This window comes from Citrobacter sp. Marseille-Q6884 (assembly GCF_945906775.1).
GTDB lineage: Bacteria > Pseudomonadota > Gammaproteobacteria > Enterobacterales > Enterobacteriaceae > Citrobacter.
The window spans coordinates 1,576,240-1,593,909 of sequence record NZ_CAMDRE010000001.1 but is presented as its reverse complement, the minus strand read 5'-3'; the positions used below and the strand labels follow the sequence as shown (position 1 = coordinate 1,593,909).

At 53.0% G+C, this 17,670-nt stretch carries 16 protein-coding genes; 1 reads left to right on the top strand and 15 read right to left on the bottom strand.

Annotated features, from left to right (window positions below):
• Positions 1 to 10: 10 nt before the first annotated feature.
• From N7268_RS07545 to nnr, 15 genes are all read right to left on the bottom strand, one after another.
• Positions 11 to 415, bottom strand: coding sequence for a YjfI family protein (locus tag N7268_RS07545; RefSeq protein WP_260862338.1), 405 nt, complete (start codon positions 413 to 415; stop codon positions 11 to 13).
• Positions 416 to 540: 125 nt separating this feature from the next.
• Positions 541 to 1,272 (bottom strand): 23S rRNA (guanosine(2251)-2'-O)-methyltransferase RlmB, encoded by a 732-nt coding sequence (gene rlmB, locus N7268_RS07540; RefSeq protein WP_198906754.1) that lies wholly within the window; start codon positions 1,270 to 1,272, stop codon positions 541 to 543.
• Positions 1,273 to 1,364: 92 nt separating this feature from the next.
• On the bottom strand, positions 1,365 to 3,806 hold the full coding sequence (gene rnr / locus N7268_RS07535) for a ribonuclease R (RefSeq protein WP_260862337.1): 2,442 nt from the start codon (positions 3,804 to 3,806) through the stop codon (positions 1,365 to 1,367).
• 38 nt (positions 3,807 to 3,844) lie between these two features.
• Complete coding sequence (gene nsrR / locus N7268_RS07530) at positions 3,845 to 4,270, bottom strand: nitric oxide-sensing transcriptional repressor NsrR (RefSeq protein ID WP_198906756.1); 426 nt, start codon at positions 4,268 to 4,270, stop codon at positions 3,845 to 3,847.
• 230 nt (positions 4,271 to 4,500) lie between these two features.
• Positions 4,501 to 5,799 carry an adenylosuccinate synthase gene (gene purA / locus N7268_RS07525; protein WP_198906757.1) on the bottom strand — a complete coding sequence of 433 codons (1,299 nt, stop codon included), beginning with the start codon at positions 5,797 to 5,799 and terminating at the stop codon, positions 4,501 to 4,503.
• Positions 5,800 to 5,901: 102 nt separating this feature from the next.
• Positions 5,902 to 6,099, bottom strand: a complete 198-nt coding sequence (locus tag N7268_RS07520) for a DUF2065 domain-containing protein (RefSeq protein ID WP_003025602.1) — start codon at positions 6,097 to 6,099, stop codon at positions 5,902 to 5,904.
• A gap of 83 nt (positions 6,100 to 6,182) precedes the next feature.
• On the bottom strand, positions 6,183 to 7,187 hold the full coding sequence (gene hflC / locus N7268_RS07515) for a protease modulator HflC (RefSeq protein ID WP_006686309.1): 1,005 nt from the start codon (positions 7,185 to 7,187) through the stop codon (positions 6,183 to 6,185).
• A 2-nt stretch (positions 7,188 to 7,189) separates the two neighbouring features.
• On the bottom strand, positions 7,190 to 8,446 hold the full coding sequence (gene hflK, locus N7268_RS07510) for an FtsH protease activity modulator HflK (protein WP_260862336.1): 1,257 nt from the start codon (positions 8,444 to 8,446) through the stop codon (positions 7,190 to 7,192).
• A 126-nt stretch (positions 8,447 to 8,572) separates the two neighbouring features.
• Positions 8,573 to 9,853: a ribosome rescue GTPase HflX gene (gene hflX, locus N7268_RS07505; RefSeq protein WP_042312807.1), complete on the bottom strand. Its 1,281-nt coding sequence runs from the start codon at positions 9,851 to 9,853 to the stop codon at positions 8,573 to 8,575.
• 74 nt (positions 9,854 to 9,927) lie between these two features.
• The gene (gene hfq / locus N7268_RS07500) at positions 9,928 to 10,236 is read right to left on the bottom strand and encodes an RNA chaperone Hfq (protein WP_003025584.1); all 309 of its coding nucleotides are present in this window, start codon (positions 10,234 to 10,236) and stop codon (positions 9,928 to 9,930) included.
• Between the two features lie 84 nt (positions 10,237 to 10,320).
• On the bottom strand, positions 10,321 to 11,271 hold the full coding sequence (gene miaA / locus N7268_RS07495; protein ID WP_198906761.1) for a tRNA (adenosine(37)-N6)-dimethylallyltransferase MiaA: 951 nt from the start codon (positions 11,269 to 11,271) through the stop codon (positions 10,321 to 10,323).
• On the bottom strand, positions 11,264 to 13,117 hold the full coding sequence (gene mutL, locus N7268_RS07490; protein ID WP_260862334.1) for a DNA mismatch repair endonuclease MutL: 1,854 nt from the start codon (positions 13,115 to 13,117) through the stop codon (positions 11,264 to 11,266). The genes miaA and mutL overlap by 8 nt, the downstream gene beginning before the upstream one ends.
• Before the next feature lie 9 nt (positions 13,118 to 13,126).
• Complete coding sequence (gene amiB, locus N7268_RS07485) at positions 13,127 to 14,458, bottom strand: N-acetylmuramoyl-L-alanine amidase AmiB (RefSeq protein ID WP_260862333.1); 1,332 nt, start codon at positions 14,456 to 14,458, stop codon at positions 13,127 to 13,129.
• A gap of 16 nt (positions 14,459 to 14,474) precedes the next feature.
• Positions 14,475 to 14,936, bottom strand: a complete 462-nt coding sequence (gene tsaE, locus N7268_RS07480; protein ID WP_198906764.1) for a tRNA (adenosine(37)-N6)-threonylcarbamoyltransferase complex ATPase subunit type 1 TsaE — start codon at positions 14,934 to 14,936, stop codon at positions 14,475 to 14,477.
• Entirely contained in the window at positions 14,908 to 16,455 is a 1,548-nt protein-coding gene (nnr, locus tag N7268_RS07475; protein ID WP_260862332.1) for a bifunctional ADP-dependent NAD(P)H-hydrate dehydratase/NAD(P)H-hydrate epimerase, read from the bottom strand. Before nnr ends, tsaE begins: the two co-directional genes overlap by 29 nt.
• On the opposite strand from nnr, the gene queG reads away from it, so the two are divergent.
• Positions 16,454 to 17,593: a tRNA epoxyqueuosine(34) reductase QueG gene (gene queG / locus N7268_RS07470; RefSeq protein WP_260862331.1), complete on the top strand. Its 1,140-nt coding sequence runs from the start codon at positions 16,454 to 16,456 to the stop codon at positions 17,591 to 17,593. The two genes, nnr and queG, sit on opposite strands and share 2 nt — an antisense overlap.
• Positions 17,594 to 17,670 lie beyond the last annotated feature (77 nt).

The window sequence follows — 17,670 nt, the reverse complement described above, 5'->3', positions numbered from 1 at the left end:
GCGTTCCTTGTTATTCGTGAGTATATTCTTCAGTTATTTCAGCCAGATCCAGCGCGTTGTCCGCTAATGTAGTCATCTCTAACACCACATCATCCAACGATGAGTTAAGCGAAAGCGCCCCAAATGCGATGTAATATTCATCGTGTTGAACGCGGGAAATTCCCACGGAAGACAGAGGCAGGAGTTTCTGATTACGCAATAAGAAAATATTAAATTCACCCTGATCATGAATACTGCAGACAGGACAGATAACGGTTTCAATAATAATCTGGCGGGAAGTTAATAAAACACTGAGCGGCAAATCACCATAATCATTCATTTTTATAATCAATGATTGATCGTTATATTCAATGTCTATATTTAATTCATGTTGAGTTTGTAGTGCTTCAGCAAGAGACTGCGGAGTCCATACCATATATTTTCCATATATTAGTTAATTAAAGAATAAATAAAATGAATATCATTTTTCACCATTTATCATACTCGTTTAAGATAAAAAAAAGCCATCCGAATCAGGATGGCTTTTTCCGAAAAATAAGTTTATCCGCGCTGGCGAACCGCTTCAAACAGGCAAATGCCCGTTGCAACAGAGACATTCAACGACGAGACACTTCCCGCCATTGGGATGCTGATCAGCTCATCACAATGTTCACGCGTCAGACGGCGCATGCCTTCACCTTCGGCTCCCATCACCAGCGCCATACGACCGGTCATTTTGCTCTGATACAGCGTATGGTCAGCTTCGCCAGCCGTTCCGACGATCCACACGTTCTCTTCCTGCAGCATACGCATTGTGCGCGCCAGGTTGGTCACACGGATCAGCGGTACGCTTTCTGCCGCACCACAGGCGACTTTCTTCGCCGTCGCGTTAAGCTGAGCAGAACGATCGCGCGGTACAATCACCGCATGAACACCTGCCGCGTCTGCGCTACGCAGGCACGCACCGAGGTTGTGCGGATCGGTCACGCCATCGAGGATCAGCAGGAACGGATTGTCCAACGAGGCGAGCAGATCCGGCAGATCGTTTTCCTGGTACTGACGTCCCGGCTTCACGCGCGCGATAATACCCTGATGCACGGCACCTTCGCTTTTCTCATCCAGGTACTGGCGGTTCGCCAGTTGGATCACCACGCCCTGCGCTTCCAGCGCATGGATAAGCGGCAACAAACGTTTATCTTCGCGGCCTTTTAGAATAAAGACTTCCTGAAAACGTTCAGGAGCGCGCTCCAGCAGGGCCTGGACTGCGTGGATACCGTAAATCATTTCACTCATTGATGGGTCTCATTGCTCACGTTTTTGCCGGGATCGCAGCGCTTGCCCGGCCTGGAGATAATTCACCCTCTTCTCAACGAAGAGGGCATCGATCACTCTGCTACTTTCTTTTTCGCCGCGCGCTTCGCTTTGGTCGCGGCAGCGATTTTCTGCGTTTTCGCCGAGGGTTTCTTCGCTTTTCTCGCCTCTTTCTTCGCTGCCTTCGGCTTCTGTTTCTTCTCGCCGCGGAAAGCGCTATCTGGCTCGAAATTCACCTTTTTCCCTACCTGGCGGCGTCTGCCGGTATTTTTACCCGCATCGCCTTTTTTCGCTTTTTCGCGCGCGGTTTTACCTTCATTGCGCGGGGCGCGTTCGCTGGAGATCAGGCTAAAGTCGATTTTGCGCTCATCCATGTTAACGGCTTCCACGCGAACTTCCACTCGATCGCCCAGACGATACATCTGACCGCTCGATTCACCCGTCAGGCGCTGTCCTACCTGATCGAAACGATAGTAGTCGTTATCCAGCGAGGAGACATGCACCAAACCGTCAATAAACAGCTCATCAAGGCGGACAAAGAAGCCAAAACCGGTCACGCTGGCGATCACGCCCTTAAAGACATTCCCCACCTGATCCAGCATGAAGTCACACTTCAGCCAGTCAGAAACATCGCGCGTGGCTTCGTCAGCACGACGCTCTGCCATCGAACAGTGCTGACCCAGTTGCAGCATCTCTTCCATCGAATAATGGTAGCCGCCCGTTTCCGTCGTATTACCTTTATGCCCTTGCTCCTGCGCCAGCAGATACTTAATCGCACGGTGCAAGGAGAGGTCCGGATAACGACGAATCGGTGAGGTAAAGTGCGCATAAGATTGCAACGCGAGGCCAAAGTGACCACGGTTTTCAGGATCGTAAATCGCCTGCTTCATTGAACGCAGCAGCATGGTTTGCAGCATTTCTGCGTCAGGTCGATCGGCAATAGACTCCAGCAACTCAGCATAATCGCGCGGCTCAGGCTTGTTACCACCTGGCAGTTCCAGCCCCAGCTCCGCCAGTACGGAACGGAAGGAGGTAATGGCTTCAGTCGTTGGCTTGTCATGAATACGGAACAGCGCCGGCTCTTTCGCTTTCTCAACGAAGCGCGCCGCGGAAATGTTCGCCATGATCATGCACTCTTCAATCAGCTTGTGCGCGTCATTACGTTGCGTCTGCTCAATACGTTCAATACGGCGTTCAGCGTTGAAGATAAACTTCGCTTCTTCGCTTTCAAACGAGATGCCGCCACGCTCTTCACGCGCTTTATCCAGCACTTTGTAGAGATTGTGCAGCTCTTCAATATGTTTTACTAACGGCGCATATTGCTCGCGCAGTTCCTGATCCCCCTGCAGCATGTGCCAGACCTTGGTGTAGGTCAGACGCGCATGGGAGCTCATCACCGCTTCATAGAATTTAAAGCCCGTTAAACGACCTTTTGACGAAATGGTCATTTCGCACACCATACACAGGCGATCAACCTGCGGGTTCAGCGAGCACAGGCCGTTGGAAAGCACTTCCGGCAGCATCGGTACCACCTGCGAAGGGAAGTAGACGGACGTGCCGCGGCTACGCGCTTCCTGGTCCAGCGGTGTTGGTGGGCGAACGTAATAGCTTACGTCAGCAATCGCTACCCACAAGCGCCAGCCGCCACCGCGTTTCTTCTCGCAGTAAACCGCATCATCGAAGTCACGCGCATCTTCGCCGTCGATAGTCACCAGCGGCAAATCACGCAGATCTACACGTCCAACCTTGGCTTCTTCCGGTACTTCTTCTTTCAGCCCGGCAACTTGTTTCTCTACCGCCTGCGGCCAGATATACGGAATTTCATGCGTGCGCAGGGCCATATCAACGGCCATGCTGGTTCCCATGTTGTCGCCCAGCACTTCAACAATTTTACCCACCGCTTTGGTACGACGGGTCGGACGCTGAGTCAGTTCAACCACGACCACAAAGCCCATTCGGGCTCCCATGACCTCTTCCGGTGGGATCAAGATGTCGAAGCTCAGTCGGCTATCATCGGGTACCACAAAACCGACACCTGCATCGGTGAAGTAGCGACCAACAATTTGACTGGTTTTAGGCACCAGAATACGCACGATACGTGCTTCACGGCGTCCTTTGCGATCGGCACCCAGCGGTTGTGCCAGCACCTGATCGCCATGGATGCAGGTTTTCATCTGCTCGCTGGAAAGATACAAATCGTCTTTACGGCCCTCAACGCGCAGAAAGCCGTAGCCATCACGGTGGCCAATAACGGTACCTTTCAGCAGATCGAGGCGCTCCGGCAGCGCGTAGCACTGGCGGCGGGTGAAGACCAATTGTCCATCACGCTCCATCGCGCGCAGACGGCGACGCAGCGCTTCCAGCTGTTCTTCACCTTCAATGTTCAGTTCAACGGCCAACTCATCACGGTTAGCCGGTTTTTCACGTTTGGTTAAATGTTCGAGGATAAATTCCCTGCTCGGGATGGGATTCGCGTATTTTTCAGCTTCGCGTTCCTGGAAAGGATCATGTGACATCTCGGTTCCTCCGTTGTCATCTCTGATGAAGATTTTCGTCACTCCACCAGCAATAATTTATAAAGCGGTTGATTCTCTTCAACCAAATCGGCAAGTGTGTAGTTGTCCAGCTCCGTGAGAAAACTTTGCACAGCCTTAGAAAGCGCCTGTTTTAATCGACAGGCAGGGGTGATGTGGCAAAACTCGCTGCTGCAATTGACCAGCGACAGGGGTTCCAGCTCGCGGACCACATCACCAATTACAATAGCCTTAGCCGGTTTGCCCAGGCGGATACCGCCATTTTTTCCTCGAATAGCAGTAACGTAGCCCGCCCGGCTAAGTTGATTGATTATTTTGACCATATGATTACGGGACACGCCGTAGACTTCTGTCACCTCAGAAATACTGGTCATACGCCCTTCGGGTAGCGACGCCATATAGATTAGCGCACGTAATCCGTAATCGGTGAAACTCGTTAACTGCACATCAACCTCAGGAAAAGGGAAAAAACGGATAAGCCTGGTAGTATTAATTATATTGATGATAAACCAGCCACCTGCCAGGTCGCTAATTTATTTCAGTTCGGGAAGGAAAAAAGCGAGGAACTTACATGATTTAAGCCGGAGTACGATGTAAAACACCTTGTCCGGCTTACAATAGAACACGATATACGTCTGATAAACGCAGCGCCATCCGGCGCCGCGTGAACGAGAAATTATGCGTCGAACGGGTCGCGCAGAATCATCGTTTCAGTACGATCCGGGCCGGTAGAGATAATATCAATCGGCACACCGGTCAGTTCTTCAATACGCTTGATGTAGTTCAGCGCAGCCTGCGGCAGACCACTACGTTCCTTCACACCAAAGGTGGATTCAGTCCAGCCTGGCATGGTTTCGTAGATCGGCTCAATACCTTCCCAGTCGTCTGCAGCCAGCGGAGTCGTCGTCACTTCACGACCATCCGGCATACGGTAAGCAACACAGATTTTCACCTCTTTCAAACCGTCCAGCACGTCCAGTTTGGTCAGGCAGAAGCCAGACAGGGAGTTGATCTGTACTGCGCGACGCACAGCAACGGAGTCCAGCCAGCCGGTACGACGACGACGGCCAGTGGTTGCGCCATATTCGTTACCCTGCTTGCACAGGAACTCACCGACGTCATCAAACAGTTCAGTCGGGAACGGACCTGCACCTACGCGAGTCGAGTAGGCTTTAATGATACCCAGAACGTAGTCCACATAACGTGGGCCCAGGCCGGAGCCAGTTGCCACGCCACCCGCAGTGGTGTTGGACGAGGTTACGTACGGATAGGTACCGTGGTCGATATCCAGCAGCGTACCCTGCGCGCCTTCGAACATGACGAAATCGCCACGTTTACGCGCCTGGTCCAGCAGATCGGAAACATCAACAACCATTGAGGTCAGGATGTCGGCAATTGCCATCACATCATCCAACACTTTCTGGTAGTCAACGGCTTCGACTTTATAGAAATTCACCAGCTGGAAGTTGTGATATTCCATCACTTCTTTCAGTTTTTCAGCGAAGGTGGCTTTATCAAACAGATCGCCAACGCGCAGACCGCGACGCGCTACTTTATCTTCATAAGCCGGACCGATACCACGACCGGTGGTGCCGATCGCTTTCGCGCCGCGCGCTTTCTCACGAGCGTTATCTAACGCAACATGATAATCAAGAATCAGCGGACACGCTTCAGACAACAGCAGGCGCTCACGAACAGGGATACCACGATCTTCCAGTCCTTTCATCTCTTTCATCAGCGCGGACGGAGACAGCACAACACCGTTACCGATGATGCTGGTGACATTCTCGCGAAGAATACCTGATGGAATAAGATGGAGGACGGTTTTTTCACCGTTGATTACGAGAGTATGGCCTGCGTTGTGACCACCCTGGTAGCGCACAACATATTTAGCCCGTTCAGTCAGAAGATCGACGATCTTCCCTTTACCTTCGTCACCCCATTGGGTGCCCAGTACGACGACGTTGTTACCCATTTTTCAAAATCACCGTTTGCTTAAAAATGGATTCTACCACCGCTTTTTCAGATATACAGCACTTTTTGCATCCAAAAATACGCAAAATAGTCTACTTATTGATCAGCCAATCGTTTTCCTCAACATGTAGTAGACCACAACGCCCGCAACCACAAGACCGCCGCCAAAACGACGTAAAATATTTTCCGGAAGTTGTGCCATTGCTGAGATCATTTTCTTCCAGGCACTGGGATAAAGCATCGGTCCCAACCCTTCGAGCACCAAAACCAGCGCGAGCGCCAGCAAAATTGTTGAGTTCATCCGCTGTCCTTATATAAAAAGAAAACCACCGCATCCTTGGGGGACGCCGGTGGTTTTGCTGGTCTAAAACCGCTGGAGCTAGTTTAGCGTGTCGCGGTATTTGGTGTCTTCATGTAGCGGAAGAAATCGCTGTCCGGGCTCATGACCATCACGTCCTGATTACCTTCGAAGCTCTTCTCGTAAGCACGCAGGCTACGGATGAAGGCGTAGAAGTCAGGATCCTGGCTGAAGGCGTCGGCAAACAGCTTCGCCGCTTCTGCATCACCTTCACCACGCATGATACGGCCCTGGCGCTCAGCTTCTGCCAGCGTTTTGGTGACTTCATAGTCCGCTGTTGCACGCAGTTTTTCAGCTTCTTCCTGACCCTGTGAACGATGGCGACGGGCTACCGCTTCACGCTCAGCGCGCATACGGTTGTAGATAGCTTCAGACACTTCCGCAGGCAGGTTGATTTGCTTAATACGCACATCGACCACTTCAATCCCCAACGCCGCCATACTGTTCGGGTTGATGACCGGTACTTTACCGTTCGTTTCAGCCTGAACACGTTCGGCCGCTTCGGCAATCGCACTGTCTGCCGCTGGCGTCGCAACTTCATCTTCCGTACCCGCAGAACCGGAGTTTAGCGCGTCACGGACTTCCAGCGTCAAACGACCACGAGAGTCGGTAACAATGTCTTTCACATCCAGACGACCGATTTCAGAACGCAGACGGTCAGAGAACTTACGTTTCAGCAGGACTTCTGCCTGAGAAACATCGCCACCGCCTGTTGCCAGGTAGTAACGGCTAAAGTCACTGATACGCCATTTGATATAGGAGTCAACGATCAGGTCTTTCTTCTCTTTGGTGACAAAGCGATCGGCCTGGTTGTCCATGGTCTGAATACGCGCATCGAGCATCTTCACTGATTCAATAAACGGGATCTTGAAGTGCAGACCCGGCGCATAAACCAGCGGCTTGTTGTCATCGTCGCGCAGAACTTTACCAAAGCGCAGGGTAATACCACGCTCGCCTTCTTTGACGACAAAGACAGACATGAACAGCACTACCAGAACGATGATGATAATCGCAATAACTGACTTACGCATCGTTATTCCCCCTGACGCTGGTAGTCGTTACGCTGCGCGTTCGCGCGGCGTTGGTCCATAATATCGCCCTGACTGGTGGACGAGGTGTTGCTTGCTCCAGTGCTGGAAGACGTTGCCGGTGGCAGACGAAGCAGATTTGAACTGCTGTCAGTCTTTGCTGCTGGCGCGCTACTGCCGCCTTTCAGCATTTGATCCAGCGGCAGAACCATCAGATTGCTGCCCTTGTCGTTCACAAGAACTTTACGGGTATGGCTCAGCACTTTCTCCATGGTCTCGATATACAGACGCTCGCGAGTAATTTGCGGTGCGGCTTTATATTCCGGCAGGATTTTTGCGAAGCGAGCCACTTCACCCTGTGCTTCCAAAATGGTTTGCGTTTTGTAAGCACGCGCTTCTTCGAGAATACGCTGAGCCTGACCATTTGCACGTGGCTGAACTTCGTTGGTATACGCTTCAGCTTCACGGATATATTGCTGCTCGTTTTCACGCGCGGCGATAGCATCGTCAAATGCTGCTTTTACTTCTTCCGGCGGACGAGCTGCCTGGAAGTTGACGTCCAGCAGGGTGATACCCATGTTGTACGGACGAATCGTCTCTTCCAGTTCGCGCTGAGTATCGCTACGAATAACGGTACGGCCTTCGGTCAGGATACGATCCATCGTGTACTTACCGATCACACCACGCAGGGCGCTGTCGGTTGCCTGACGCAGACTGTCATCAGCGCTGGTTACGCTAAACAAGTAACGCTGCGGATCGGTGACGCGGTACTGCACGTTCATTTCAACGCGCACGACGTTTTCGTCAGATGTCAGCATCACGCCAGATGCGGCAAGTTCACGCACGGCTTCAACGTTCACCGGTGTGACTTCATCGATAAAGGTCGGTTTCCAGTTCAGACCCGGCTCAACCAGATGGCTGAATTTACCGAAGCGTGTCACCACGCCGCGCTCCGCTTCTTTAATGGTATAGAAACCGCTTGCCGCCCAGATAATGACAATAGCCGCTGCTGCGATAGTAAAGACTCGACCGCCCAGTTGCGGACGCGGGCCTTGCGATGAACTACCGCCACCAGAACCAGTGCCTTTACCGCCGCCCAGACCACCGAGTTTTTTACTCAGCTTGCGGAAGATATCATCCAGATCGGGAGGTCCCTGATCGCGACCACCTTTGTTTCCATTTCCCTCAGGGTTGCCGCCAGGTTTGCTGCTTCCCCAGGGGTCGCGGTCTTGTCCGTTATTACCGGGCTGATTCCACGCCATGTTTGTGCTCCATATTTGTTATGCGGTGATATACCCCGTTTTTTGTACTACAGGGGCGTTACCGCCTTCCTGCAACCCAAAATTCGATGAGTATTGGGCAAAAAATCCCCAGGCACTTCCTCCCGGTCAGATGATGTAATCTGCCAGGGTCGGTTCTTGTTTACAGAGGCGACGCCAGTCAACGATCGGCATACGAACTTGCAGACCTACGCTGCCGTCCTCCTCCATCCACTCTTTTTCTATTGCCTGAAGTTGGTAAAACCGGCTCCTCAGACGCCCTTCCTGCGGCGGTAAACGCAACGTATGCTGCGCAACCTCACCGGAAAGTCGCTCTGTCAAAGCCTGAAAAAGTTGTGGTATGCCAATACCGGTTTGCGCGGAAACCCAAACGCGGATTGGTTTATTCTCTTCATCACGGTCGATACGCGGTTCAAAATCATCCAGCATATCGATTTTATTCATCACCAGCAGGGTCGGGATCTCATGTGCGTCGATCTCTTCAAGTACCGTATCAACGGCCTCAATGTTCTCCTGCACACGAAAATCTGCCGCATCAATAACATGCAGCAGTAATGTAGCCTGACGTGTCTCCTGCAAAGTGGCTTTAAACGCCGCCACCAGGTCATGCGGCAAATGGCGAATAAACCCTACGGTATCCGCCAACACGGTTTCACCGACGTCCGCAACATCAATACGGCGTAGCGTCGGGTCCAGGGTCGCGAACAGCTGATCAGCTGCGTAGACCCGGGCTTCGGTTATCTGGTTGAACAGGGTGGATTTTCCGGCGTTGGTATACCCCACCAGAGAGACGGTTGGGACATCCGCTTTCTTACGCGACTGCCGCCCCTGCTCACGTTGCTTTTCAACTTTTTCCAGGCGCGACTGTATCTGCAAAATGCGATTACGCAGCAAACGACGGTCGGTTTCGAGCTGGGTTTCACCCGGACCGCGCAAACCAATCCCGCCCTTTTGTCTTTCAAGGTGCGTCCAGCCACGGACCAGACGTGTAGCCATATGGCGCAACTGCGCCAGCTCAACCTGCAACTTACCTTCATGGGTACGCGCACGCTGGGCAAAAATATCTAAAATGAGACCGGTCCTGTCGATAACAAGACACTGGCATAACTGTTCCAGGTTACGTTCCTGGGCAGGGCTTAGAGCATGATCAAAAATCACCACCGCAGCGCCAGTCGCTTTTACGGCTTCAGCAATTTCGATTGCCTTACCTTCACCAACAAAATACTTCGGGTGCGGTGCTTTACGGCTCCCGGTAATCACCTGCATTGCTTCGACACCGGCGGAAGAAACCAGAGATTCAAACTCCTGGAGATCTTCCATATCTTTGTCTTGCGAAAAATAGATGTGTACCAGTACCGCCTGCTCACCGGCATCATAACGGTCAAACAAGCGTCAACCCCTTAATATATATCAACGGGGAACGCAGGATCTCTGGCTCCCCGTGTGTAAAACAGCCAAAAACCTTATTCGGTTTCTTCGCTGTCCTGTTGCGCAGATGAACCCTGCGCGTTGCTACCGTGATGGTAGTTACTGCCGGTGCCGCCGGTGGCATTATTGCTGTGATGAGAAACCGGGCGAGACGGGACAACAGTAGAAATCGCGTGCTTATAAACCATCTGGCTGACCGTGTTTTTCAACAGGATCACGAACTGATCAAAAGACTCGATTTGACCTTGCAGTTTAATACCATTCACCAAATAAATAGAAACTGGAACACGTTCCCGACGCAGTGCGTTCAGGAACGGATCTTGTAAAGATTGCCCCTTAGCCATTCTCTCTTTTCCTTATATGCTTATTTGTACTTTGAACCTTTCGATTCTGAAAAATTGCGCACGATACGTTTCAATTGTACACATTCAGTTCGCGATAGCACCAACAACCTGTAATACTTCGTTTCGCGCCTGGTCAGGCTTTTCACTGTCAAGCCAGTGCACTCCTTCCCAACCACGCAACCAGGTTACCTGCCGTTTCGCCAACTGCCTCGTGGCGCAAACACCTCTATAAACCATTTCATCGTATGAAATTTCGCCTTCAATGTATGACCACATCTGGCGATACCCGACACAACGAATGGAAGGCAAATCCGTATGCAAATCTCCTCGGGCAAATAGCGCCCGGACTTCTGCTTCAAAACCTGAAGCTAACATCTGATGAAACCGCTGCTCAATTCGCTGATGGAGCAGTTCACGGCTCGCCGGGGCGATAGCAAACTGATGCACCTGATACGGCAAAGCATCTCCTGACGTTTGCGTCAGCTCCGTTAAAGTTTTACCCGAAATGAAAAAAACTTCCAGTGCTCGGGAAAGTCTTTGCGGATCATTTGGATGAATACGTGCCGCAGCGACCGGATCAATATCCTGAAGCTGTCGGTGCAACGCATCCCATCCGAGCTCTGCCGCCTGCTGCTCGATCCTGGCCCTGATCTCCGGGTCCGCCGAGGGTAACGGCGACAATCCTTCAAGCAATGCCTTGAAATACAACATGGTACCGCCCACTAACAGCGGGATACGCCCCGCTGCCGTGATATCGGCCATCTCGGCTAACGCATCGCGACGAAAATCCGCAGCAGAATACGCTTGTGCCGGATCGAGAATATCCAGCAGCCGGTGCGGCGCAGCCTTTAGCTCTTCAGCATCCGGCTTGGCGGTACCGATATCCATCCCCTTGTAAATAAGGGCAGAGTCAACGCTTATCAACTCTATGGGCAAAACTTTACGCAATTCAATCGCTAATGCCGTTTTACCGGAGGCCGTTGGCCCCATCAAAAAAATTGCCTTTGGCAGGCTCGCCTTACTGATATCACTCATGTTTCAGGGCGTTCATTACCGAATGTAAATCAACAGGTTGTAACAGACCACCCGGCGGCGCTTTCACGAGTTGTGGGCAGAGCCGCTCAACATCCGCCAACAGCGTAATGGCCTGAGCCATACTCCATTGCGGATGCTCACTAATAAGATTACGCGCAATCCACTGTGCAATATTGCCAGCGTCGAATGCAGATTGCTGCGCCAGGTAGCCTATCAGTTCAGGAATCAAGATTTGTAAATTTTGTTGGCGTAAGGGTAAAGGCACCGCCCGGATGGTCACATGCTGCGCATCCAACTGAAACTCAATGCCCAAATCAGCCAGTGGGGCCTGCGTTTTTTGCAGCGCGGCCTTTTCTTCTGCAGTCACTTTTAAGCGTAGCGGGATCAGCAATGGTTGGGCGCAAACCGGTCCTTGTCCTGGTGTCAGCTGCGCCTGGCGCAGCCAGCGTTCCGCTACGGGTAACGCCAACAGCCGAATATGGCCGTCGCATTCAAGTAACGCGCAGTCAGCACCGACGATCGTCAGCACTCGGCCAAAGCCTTGGCTGTTGCCAGCAAGAGGTGCCACGGGCGTTTCAGGCACAGCGCCTTTGTGTGTCGGCGCTGGGGTCTGAAGCAGTTGCTGGTAAATCGCCCCCTGCTGCTTTTGATATCCCGGCTGAGCGTTCGGCCAGCTGGCGCCCGTCTGCCGACTGCCGCCGCTACCGGTGGCAGAATAGCGGGGAACGGAGGATTCACGCGCTGGCGCAGGTTCTGCAAAATGGTTTCGCCCTGCCGCAACGCGGTTTTCCGGGATAGGTCGCGGAGCGGGCTCTTCGTCATCCGCCAGTGGCAGCGACGTTTCGAGCTGCTGTTGCAGGACGCTCAGTACCCCCTGATAGATAAAATCATGTACCAGGCGGGACTGATGGAACCGGACTTCATGTTTAGCAGGATGCACGTTGACATCGACCTGATGCGGGTCAATCTCCAGATACAGTACAAATGCAGGTTGCTGATCAGCGCCCAGTTTGTCTTCGCAGGCCTGACGGATAGCGTGGTTAATCAACCGGTCGCGCATCATACGGCCATTCACGTAACAGTACTGAATTTCCGCCAATGCCGCAGTGGTGTGATTGGGATCAGCGACCCAACCACGTAGCGTCAAATCACCATGCTGCCACTCAATCGCCAGCGCCTGCTCCAGAAAGGGCGTACCACAAATCGCGCCCAGTCGGCGCTCTTTCTGTCCATCGACGGCCACCGCGCGATACTGACGCACCATTTTACCGTTGTGCGACAGATTAATGGTCACATCAAAACGCGCCAGCGCAATGCGACGGATAATCTCATCGATATGATTAAATTCGGTTTTCTCGGTGCGCATAAACTTGCGTCGCGCTGGCGTGTTGTAGAACAGATCCAACACCTCCAGCGTGGTGCCCACCGGGTGGGCTGCAGGTTTGACCGTCACGTCCATATCGCGCCCTTCGGCATACGCCTGCCAGGCTTCGGGCTGTTCCTGAGTACGTGACGTCAACGTTAAACGCGAGACAGAGCTGATACTTGCCAGAGCTTCACCGCGAAACCCGAGGCTAACGATGGCTTCGAGATCGTCAAGCGAGGCAATTTTACTGGTGGCATGACGCGCCAGCGCCAGCGCCAGCTCGTCTTTTTTGATGCCGCTGCCGTTGTCACGAATGCGGATAAGCTTCGCCCCGCCACGCTCAATATCAATATCGATACGCGTAGCGCCCGCATCAAGGCTATTTTCCACCAGTTCTTTAACCACCGACGCAGGCCGTTCTACCACCTCACCTGCGGCAATCTGGTTCGCCAGTTGTGGCGGTAGAACCTGAATCGGCATAGCTAATCCTTAATTTGTTAACATACTACCAGGCGTGACTGCACTGGCCGTTTGCGCCGGTGCGCTCTGCGGCCCGGTTTGCATCGGGTGCGCCTGGAAGTAGTTACGTAATCCTTTATAAATCGCCTCGGCCAGTTGCTGCTGATAATCTTCGCTCGCCAGCAGACGTTCTTCGCTGTTATTACTGATAAAGCCGGTTTCAACCAATACCGACGGGATATCAGGCGAACGTAATACGCCAAGGCTGGCGTGCTCCGGGCGACGTTTATGCATCGACCCAATACGCTCCAACTGTCCGATCATGCTGGTCGCGACATCATACCCTACGCGCTGTGAATGACCGAACTGTAGGTCCAGCACCGCCTGGCTTAAGTAAGGATCGGACTGGCTGTTTGCCAGCACATCACCCGCCCCACCCAACAGTTCCGATTGCTTCTCATGCTGTTCCAGCCAACCAGCCATTTCACTGTTCGCACGGCGGTTGGACAGTACCCACACGGAAGCGCCTGTGGCATCCCGGTTTGGCGCTGCATCGGCGTGAATTGAGACCAGGAAATTGGCATTTTGTTTACGCGCAACATCAGAACGCCCCATTACCGAGATGAAATAATCGCCGTCACGGGTGAGTACGCCTTTAAACATCGGGTCATCGTTCAACAAACTACGCAGCTTACGCGCAACCGCGATAGTGACGTTTTTCTCCCGCGTACCGCCTGGACCAATAGCGCCGGGGTCTTGCCCGCCGTGCCCTGCATCGATCGCAATAACCACTTTATCGCCAGTGTTATTACTCGCCCGGGCGGCGGGACGCGTTACCGTGTTACTGTTCGTCACAGCAGTTGTACGGTTGTTTTCCGTTTTAAATGGATTTCGCGCAGGTTCTGTTGGACGCGGAGTGACCACCGGTGTTTCAACGCGCTTCACGACCACGGGGGGTGGCGGTGGAGGCGGCGGTGCATCAGCTTTGATGGTAAACACAACGGTGTAGTTGCCACCGTTTTGCCGTTTCATCGCCTCGGCTTTCCCATTTTCGGTTAAATCAACCACCAGACGCAGAGACTGCGCGTCATTTGGCGTACCAGAACGGATTGCCTTCACCAGATTATTACCGCTAAAGAGCAGCGGTAATCCCTGAATCACGCCGGATTGTTTGATATCCAGCGCGACGGTACGTTTCCCATCTTGCGATACGGCATATTCAGGATCGCCAATAAAGCTCAGCGTAATCCGCGCCTGTTGATCGCCGTTGGAAACCTGAATATCGGAGAGGCTGGCGGCCCCTGCCTGCGCGCACAGCAGGACCAGGCTTGCCATCAGCCAATTTCTGATGCGATAAATCATCCCGCCACCCTTAAGGTTAATCGGCTAAACGCGCCAGCAATAAATCACCCGATGCGGAGACCGCGCTTACGCGCGCTTCTCGACCTTGCGCCTGATAGTCAATGTGTATTTCGACGTCCGGGTCAGGAAGCACACCTTTACCTTGTTGCGGCCACTCCACCAGGCAAATGGCATCATTGGCAAAATAATCGCGGATCCCCATAAATTCCAGCTCCTCCGGGTCCGCCAGTCGGTACAAATCGAAGTGATACACCGTCAAATTAGCGAGCGAATAGGGTTCTACCAGCGTATAGGTAGGGCTTTTTACATTACCTTTGTGGCCTAACGCCTGCAGAAATCCCCGGCTGAAGGTGGTTTTACCCGCACCCAAATCGCCGTACAAATAAATAACCGTTGCGCCGTCACAGGCGTTGGCTACCCGCAGTCCCAGGTCTAAAGTCGCCTGTTCATCAGGTAGCGGAATTACTCGATTCATCATGATAAACGTCAATCACATCAGGGTTAACAATACGCTGTAGCGTGGTAAAGAGATCGGTCGCCAGCATGCCGCGCGTACCAGAACGCGCCGCCAGCACATCCGCCGCCGCACCATGCGCAACACATCCCGCACAGGCTGCATCATACGGGGTTAGCTTCTGTCCGAGCAATGCGCCAATAATTCCAGAGAGCACATCGCCCATACCGCCGCTGGCCATCCCTGCATTACCGGTATCAATGATACCCAACGCGTTCTGCTCAGAAGCCACAACCGTACCGGCGCCTTTCAGCACCACCACACCTCCGTACCGTTTTACCAGACGTTGTGCGGAAAGTAAGCGATCATTTTCAATTTCTGCAATGGAGCAACCCAGCAGTCGCGCGGCTTCCCCCGGATGCGGCGTGATCACGCGATTGTGACGTTTATCGGGATTGATTGCCAGCAGGTTAAGCGCATCTGCGTCCCAGAGCATCGGTTTACGAAAGTTCTCTACTTTTTGCAGCGCTTTTTTGCCCCACTCCTGCTGCCCAAGCCCCGGACCAATCACGACAACATCCGCCCACGCCAGGCTTTCTTCCAGCGCGTCTGGCGTTAACACAGCGACCATCAACTCAGGGCGAGCCGTCAGGATTGGCGCAATGTTTTCACTACGGGTCAGGACTTTAACCAGCCCGGCACCTGCGCGGAGCGCCGCTTCACCCGCCATACGAATGGCGCCTGCCGTACCGTGATCGCCGCCAATCACCACCAACCGCCCATGAGAACCTTTATGCGAAGTGGGTCGTCGTGGCGGTAACCAGTGAACAAGCTGTGATGCGTCAAAACGTTGAATCGGTGCAGCCTGACCGGCCAACCAGGCATCCAGGCCAAGCGCATTAAAATGCACATTGCCTGTGACATCCCGCGCTTGACCGGTTAACAACCCCGGCTTCAGCGCAATAAAGGTGACGGTATGTGCCGCGTGAATGACCGCCCCAGGCGTCCCGCCCGTTTGTGCCACCAGACCGGATGGAATATCGATCGCCACGATGGGCGTAGGATGCGTATTCGCATGTTCAATCAACGTTGAGAGAGGTTTACGCGGCGCCTGTTTTAAGCCGGTACCCAACAGGGCGTCGATAATCAGATCGACGTCTTGCGGCCAGATGATATCGGGGGCATGAATGACACCTCCCGCATTAAGCCAGGCATCACGCGCCTGCTGCGCCTCGTCGGGAAGGGGTTTGTCACTTTCCTGCGCCAGTAATGTGACATCAATACCTGCTGCCTGGGCAAGCCTGGCAACCACGTAACCATCGCCACCGTTATTACCGTGCCCACAGAGCACCAGCCAGCGCCTGGCGTGTGGGTAAGCGTTGTGGGCAATCTGAAACGCCGCCTCGCCCGCACGGAGCATCAGTTCATAAAGCGTCAGTCCTAAGCTATCTGCTGCCTCTCGCTCCGCCCATTTGATGTCATCGGCGTGCCAGATGGAGTGTGGTATACTTGTGGGGTTTTTCTTCATTGTATGGTCCGTCATGTCAGAGCCCCTCGATCTCAATCAGTTAGCGCAAAATATTAAGCAGTGGGGGCTGGAACTTGGCTTTCAGCAGGTCGGTATTACCGATACCGACCTTAGTGAAGCCGAACCCAAACTGCAGGCATGGCTGGATAAACATTATCATGGCGAGATGGACTGGATGGCCCGTCACGGCATGATGCGTGCTCGTCCTCACGAATTGTTACCCGGTACCTTACGCGTTATCAGCGTACGCATGAACTATCTCCCCGCCAACGCGGCCTTTGCCAGCACATTGAAAAATCCCTCTCTGGGCTACGTAAGTCGGTATGCGCTCGGGCGTGACTACCACAAGCTGCTGCGTAACCGCTTAAAAAAGCTGGGAGAGATGATTCAACAGCACTGCGTTTCGCTGAATTTTAGACCTTTTGTCGATTCTGCGCCCATTCTTGAGCGCCCACTGGCGGAAAAAGCCGGGCTTGGCTGGACTGGTAAGCACTCACTAACACTCAACCGCGAAGCCGGTTCCTTCTTCTTCCTGGGTGAGTTACTGATTGATTTGCCTCTGCCTGTCGATAACCCTGTAGAAGAAGGATGCGGGAAATGCGTCGCGTGTATGACGATCTGCCCCACGGGGGCGATCGTTGAGCCCTATACCGTAGATGCCCGCCGCTGTATTTCCTATCTCACTATCGAACTCGAAGGGGCTATACCAGAAGAATTTCGCCCACTGATGGGTAACCGAATCTATGGCTGTGATGACTGCCAGCTCATCTGCCCCTGGAACCGTTATTCTCAGTTAACCGTCGAAGATGACTTCACCCCTCGTAAACAACTCCATGCCCCGGAGTTAATTGAATTGTTCAGCTGGAGCGAAGCATGGTTCTTAAAAGTCACAGAAGGATCGGCTATTCGTCGTATTGGCCACCTGCGCTGGTTGCGAAATATCGCCGTTGCGCTGGGAAATGCCCCCTGGGATAAGCGCGTCATCGACGCGCTGGAAAGTCGCAGAGGTGAGCACCCACTTCTCGACGAGCACATAGAGTGGGCGATTGCGCAGCAAACAGACAAGCGAAATGCTTGTGTGATTGAGGTGCAATTACCGAAAAAGCAACGTCTGGTCAGAGTGATTGAGAAAGGGTTGCCGCGTGACGCTTAAGTCATCCACAGCTTGTGTATAAAAATAAAAACACATTGATATTCAAGAGGGAAAAAATCGTCAAGTGATCACACTAA

Bases quoted from the DNA above. Each gene is read 5' to 3' on its own strand.
- N7268_RS07545 (WP_260862338.1), bottom strand. From the start codon at position 415: ATGGTATGGACTCCGCAGTCTCTTGCTGAAGCACTACAAACTCAACAT.
- hfq (WP_003025584.1), bottom strand. From the start codon at position 10,236: ATGGCTAAGGGGCAATCTTTACAAGATCCGTTCCTGAACGCACTGCGT.
- nnr (WP_260862332.1), bottom strand. From the start codon at position 16,455: ATGACGGACCATACAATGAAGAAAAACCCCACAAGTATACCACACTCC.
- rnr (WP_260862337.1), bottom strand. From the start codon at position 3,806: ATGTCACATGATCCTTTCCAGGAACGCGAAGCTGAAAAATACGCGAAT.
- purA (WP_198906757.1), bottom strand. From the start codon at position 5,799: ATGGGTAACAACGTCGTCGTACTGGGCACCCAATGGGGTGACGAAGGT.
- mutL (WP_260862334.1), bottom strand. From the start codon at position 13,117: ATGCCGATTCAGGTTCTACCGCCACAACTGGCGAACCAGATTGCCGCA.
- queG (WP_260862331.1), top strand. From the start codon at position 16,454: ATGTCAGAGCCCCTCGATCTCAATCAGTTAGCGCAAAATATTAAGCAG.
- rlmB (WP_198906754.1), bottom strand. From the start codon at position 1,272: ATGAGTGAAATGATTTACGGTATCCACGCAGTCCAGGCCCTGCTGGAG.
- hflK (WP_260862336.1), bottom strand. From the start codon at position 8,446: ATGGCGTGGAATCAGCCCGGTAATAACGGACAAGACCGCGACCCCTGG.
- miaA (WP_198906761.1), bottom strand. From the start codon at position 11,271: ATGAGTGATATCAGTAAGGCGAGCCTGCCAAAGGCAATTTTTTTGATG.
- N7268_RS07520 (WP_003025602.1), bottom strand. From the start codon at position 6,099: ATGAACTCAACAATTTTGCTGGCGCTCGCGCTGGTTTTGGTGCTCGAA.
- amiB (WP_260862333.1), bottom strand. From the start codon at position 14,458: ATGATTTATCGCATCAGAAATTGGCTGATGGCAAGCCTGGTCCTGCTG.
- hflC (WP_006686309.1), bottom strand. From the start codon at position 7,187: ATGCGTAAGTCAGTTATTGCGATTATCATCATCGTTCTGGTAGTGCTG.
- tsaE (WP_198906764.1), bottom strand. From the start codon at position 14,936: ATGATGAATCGAGTAATTCCGCTACCTGATGAACAGGCGACTTTAGAC.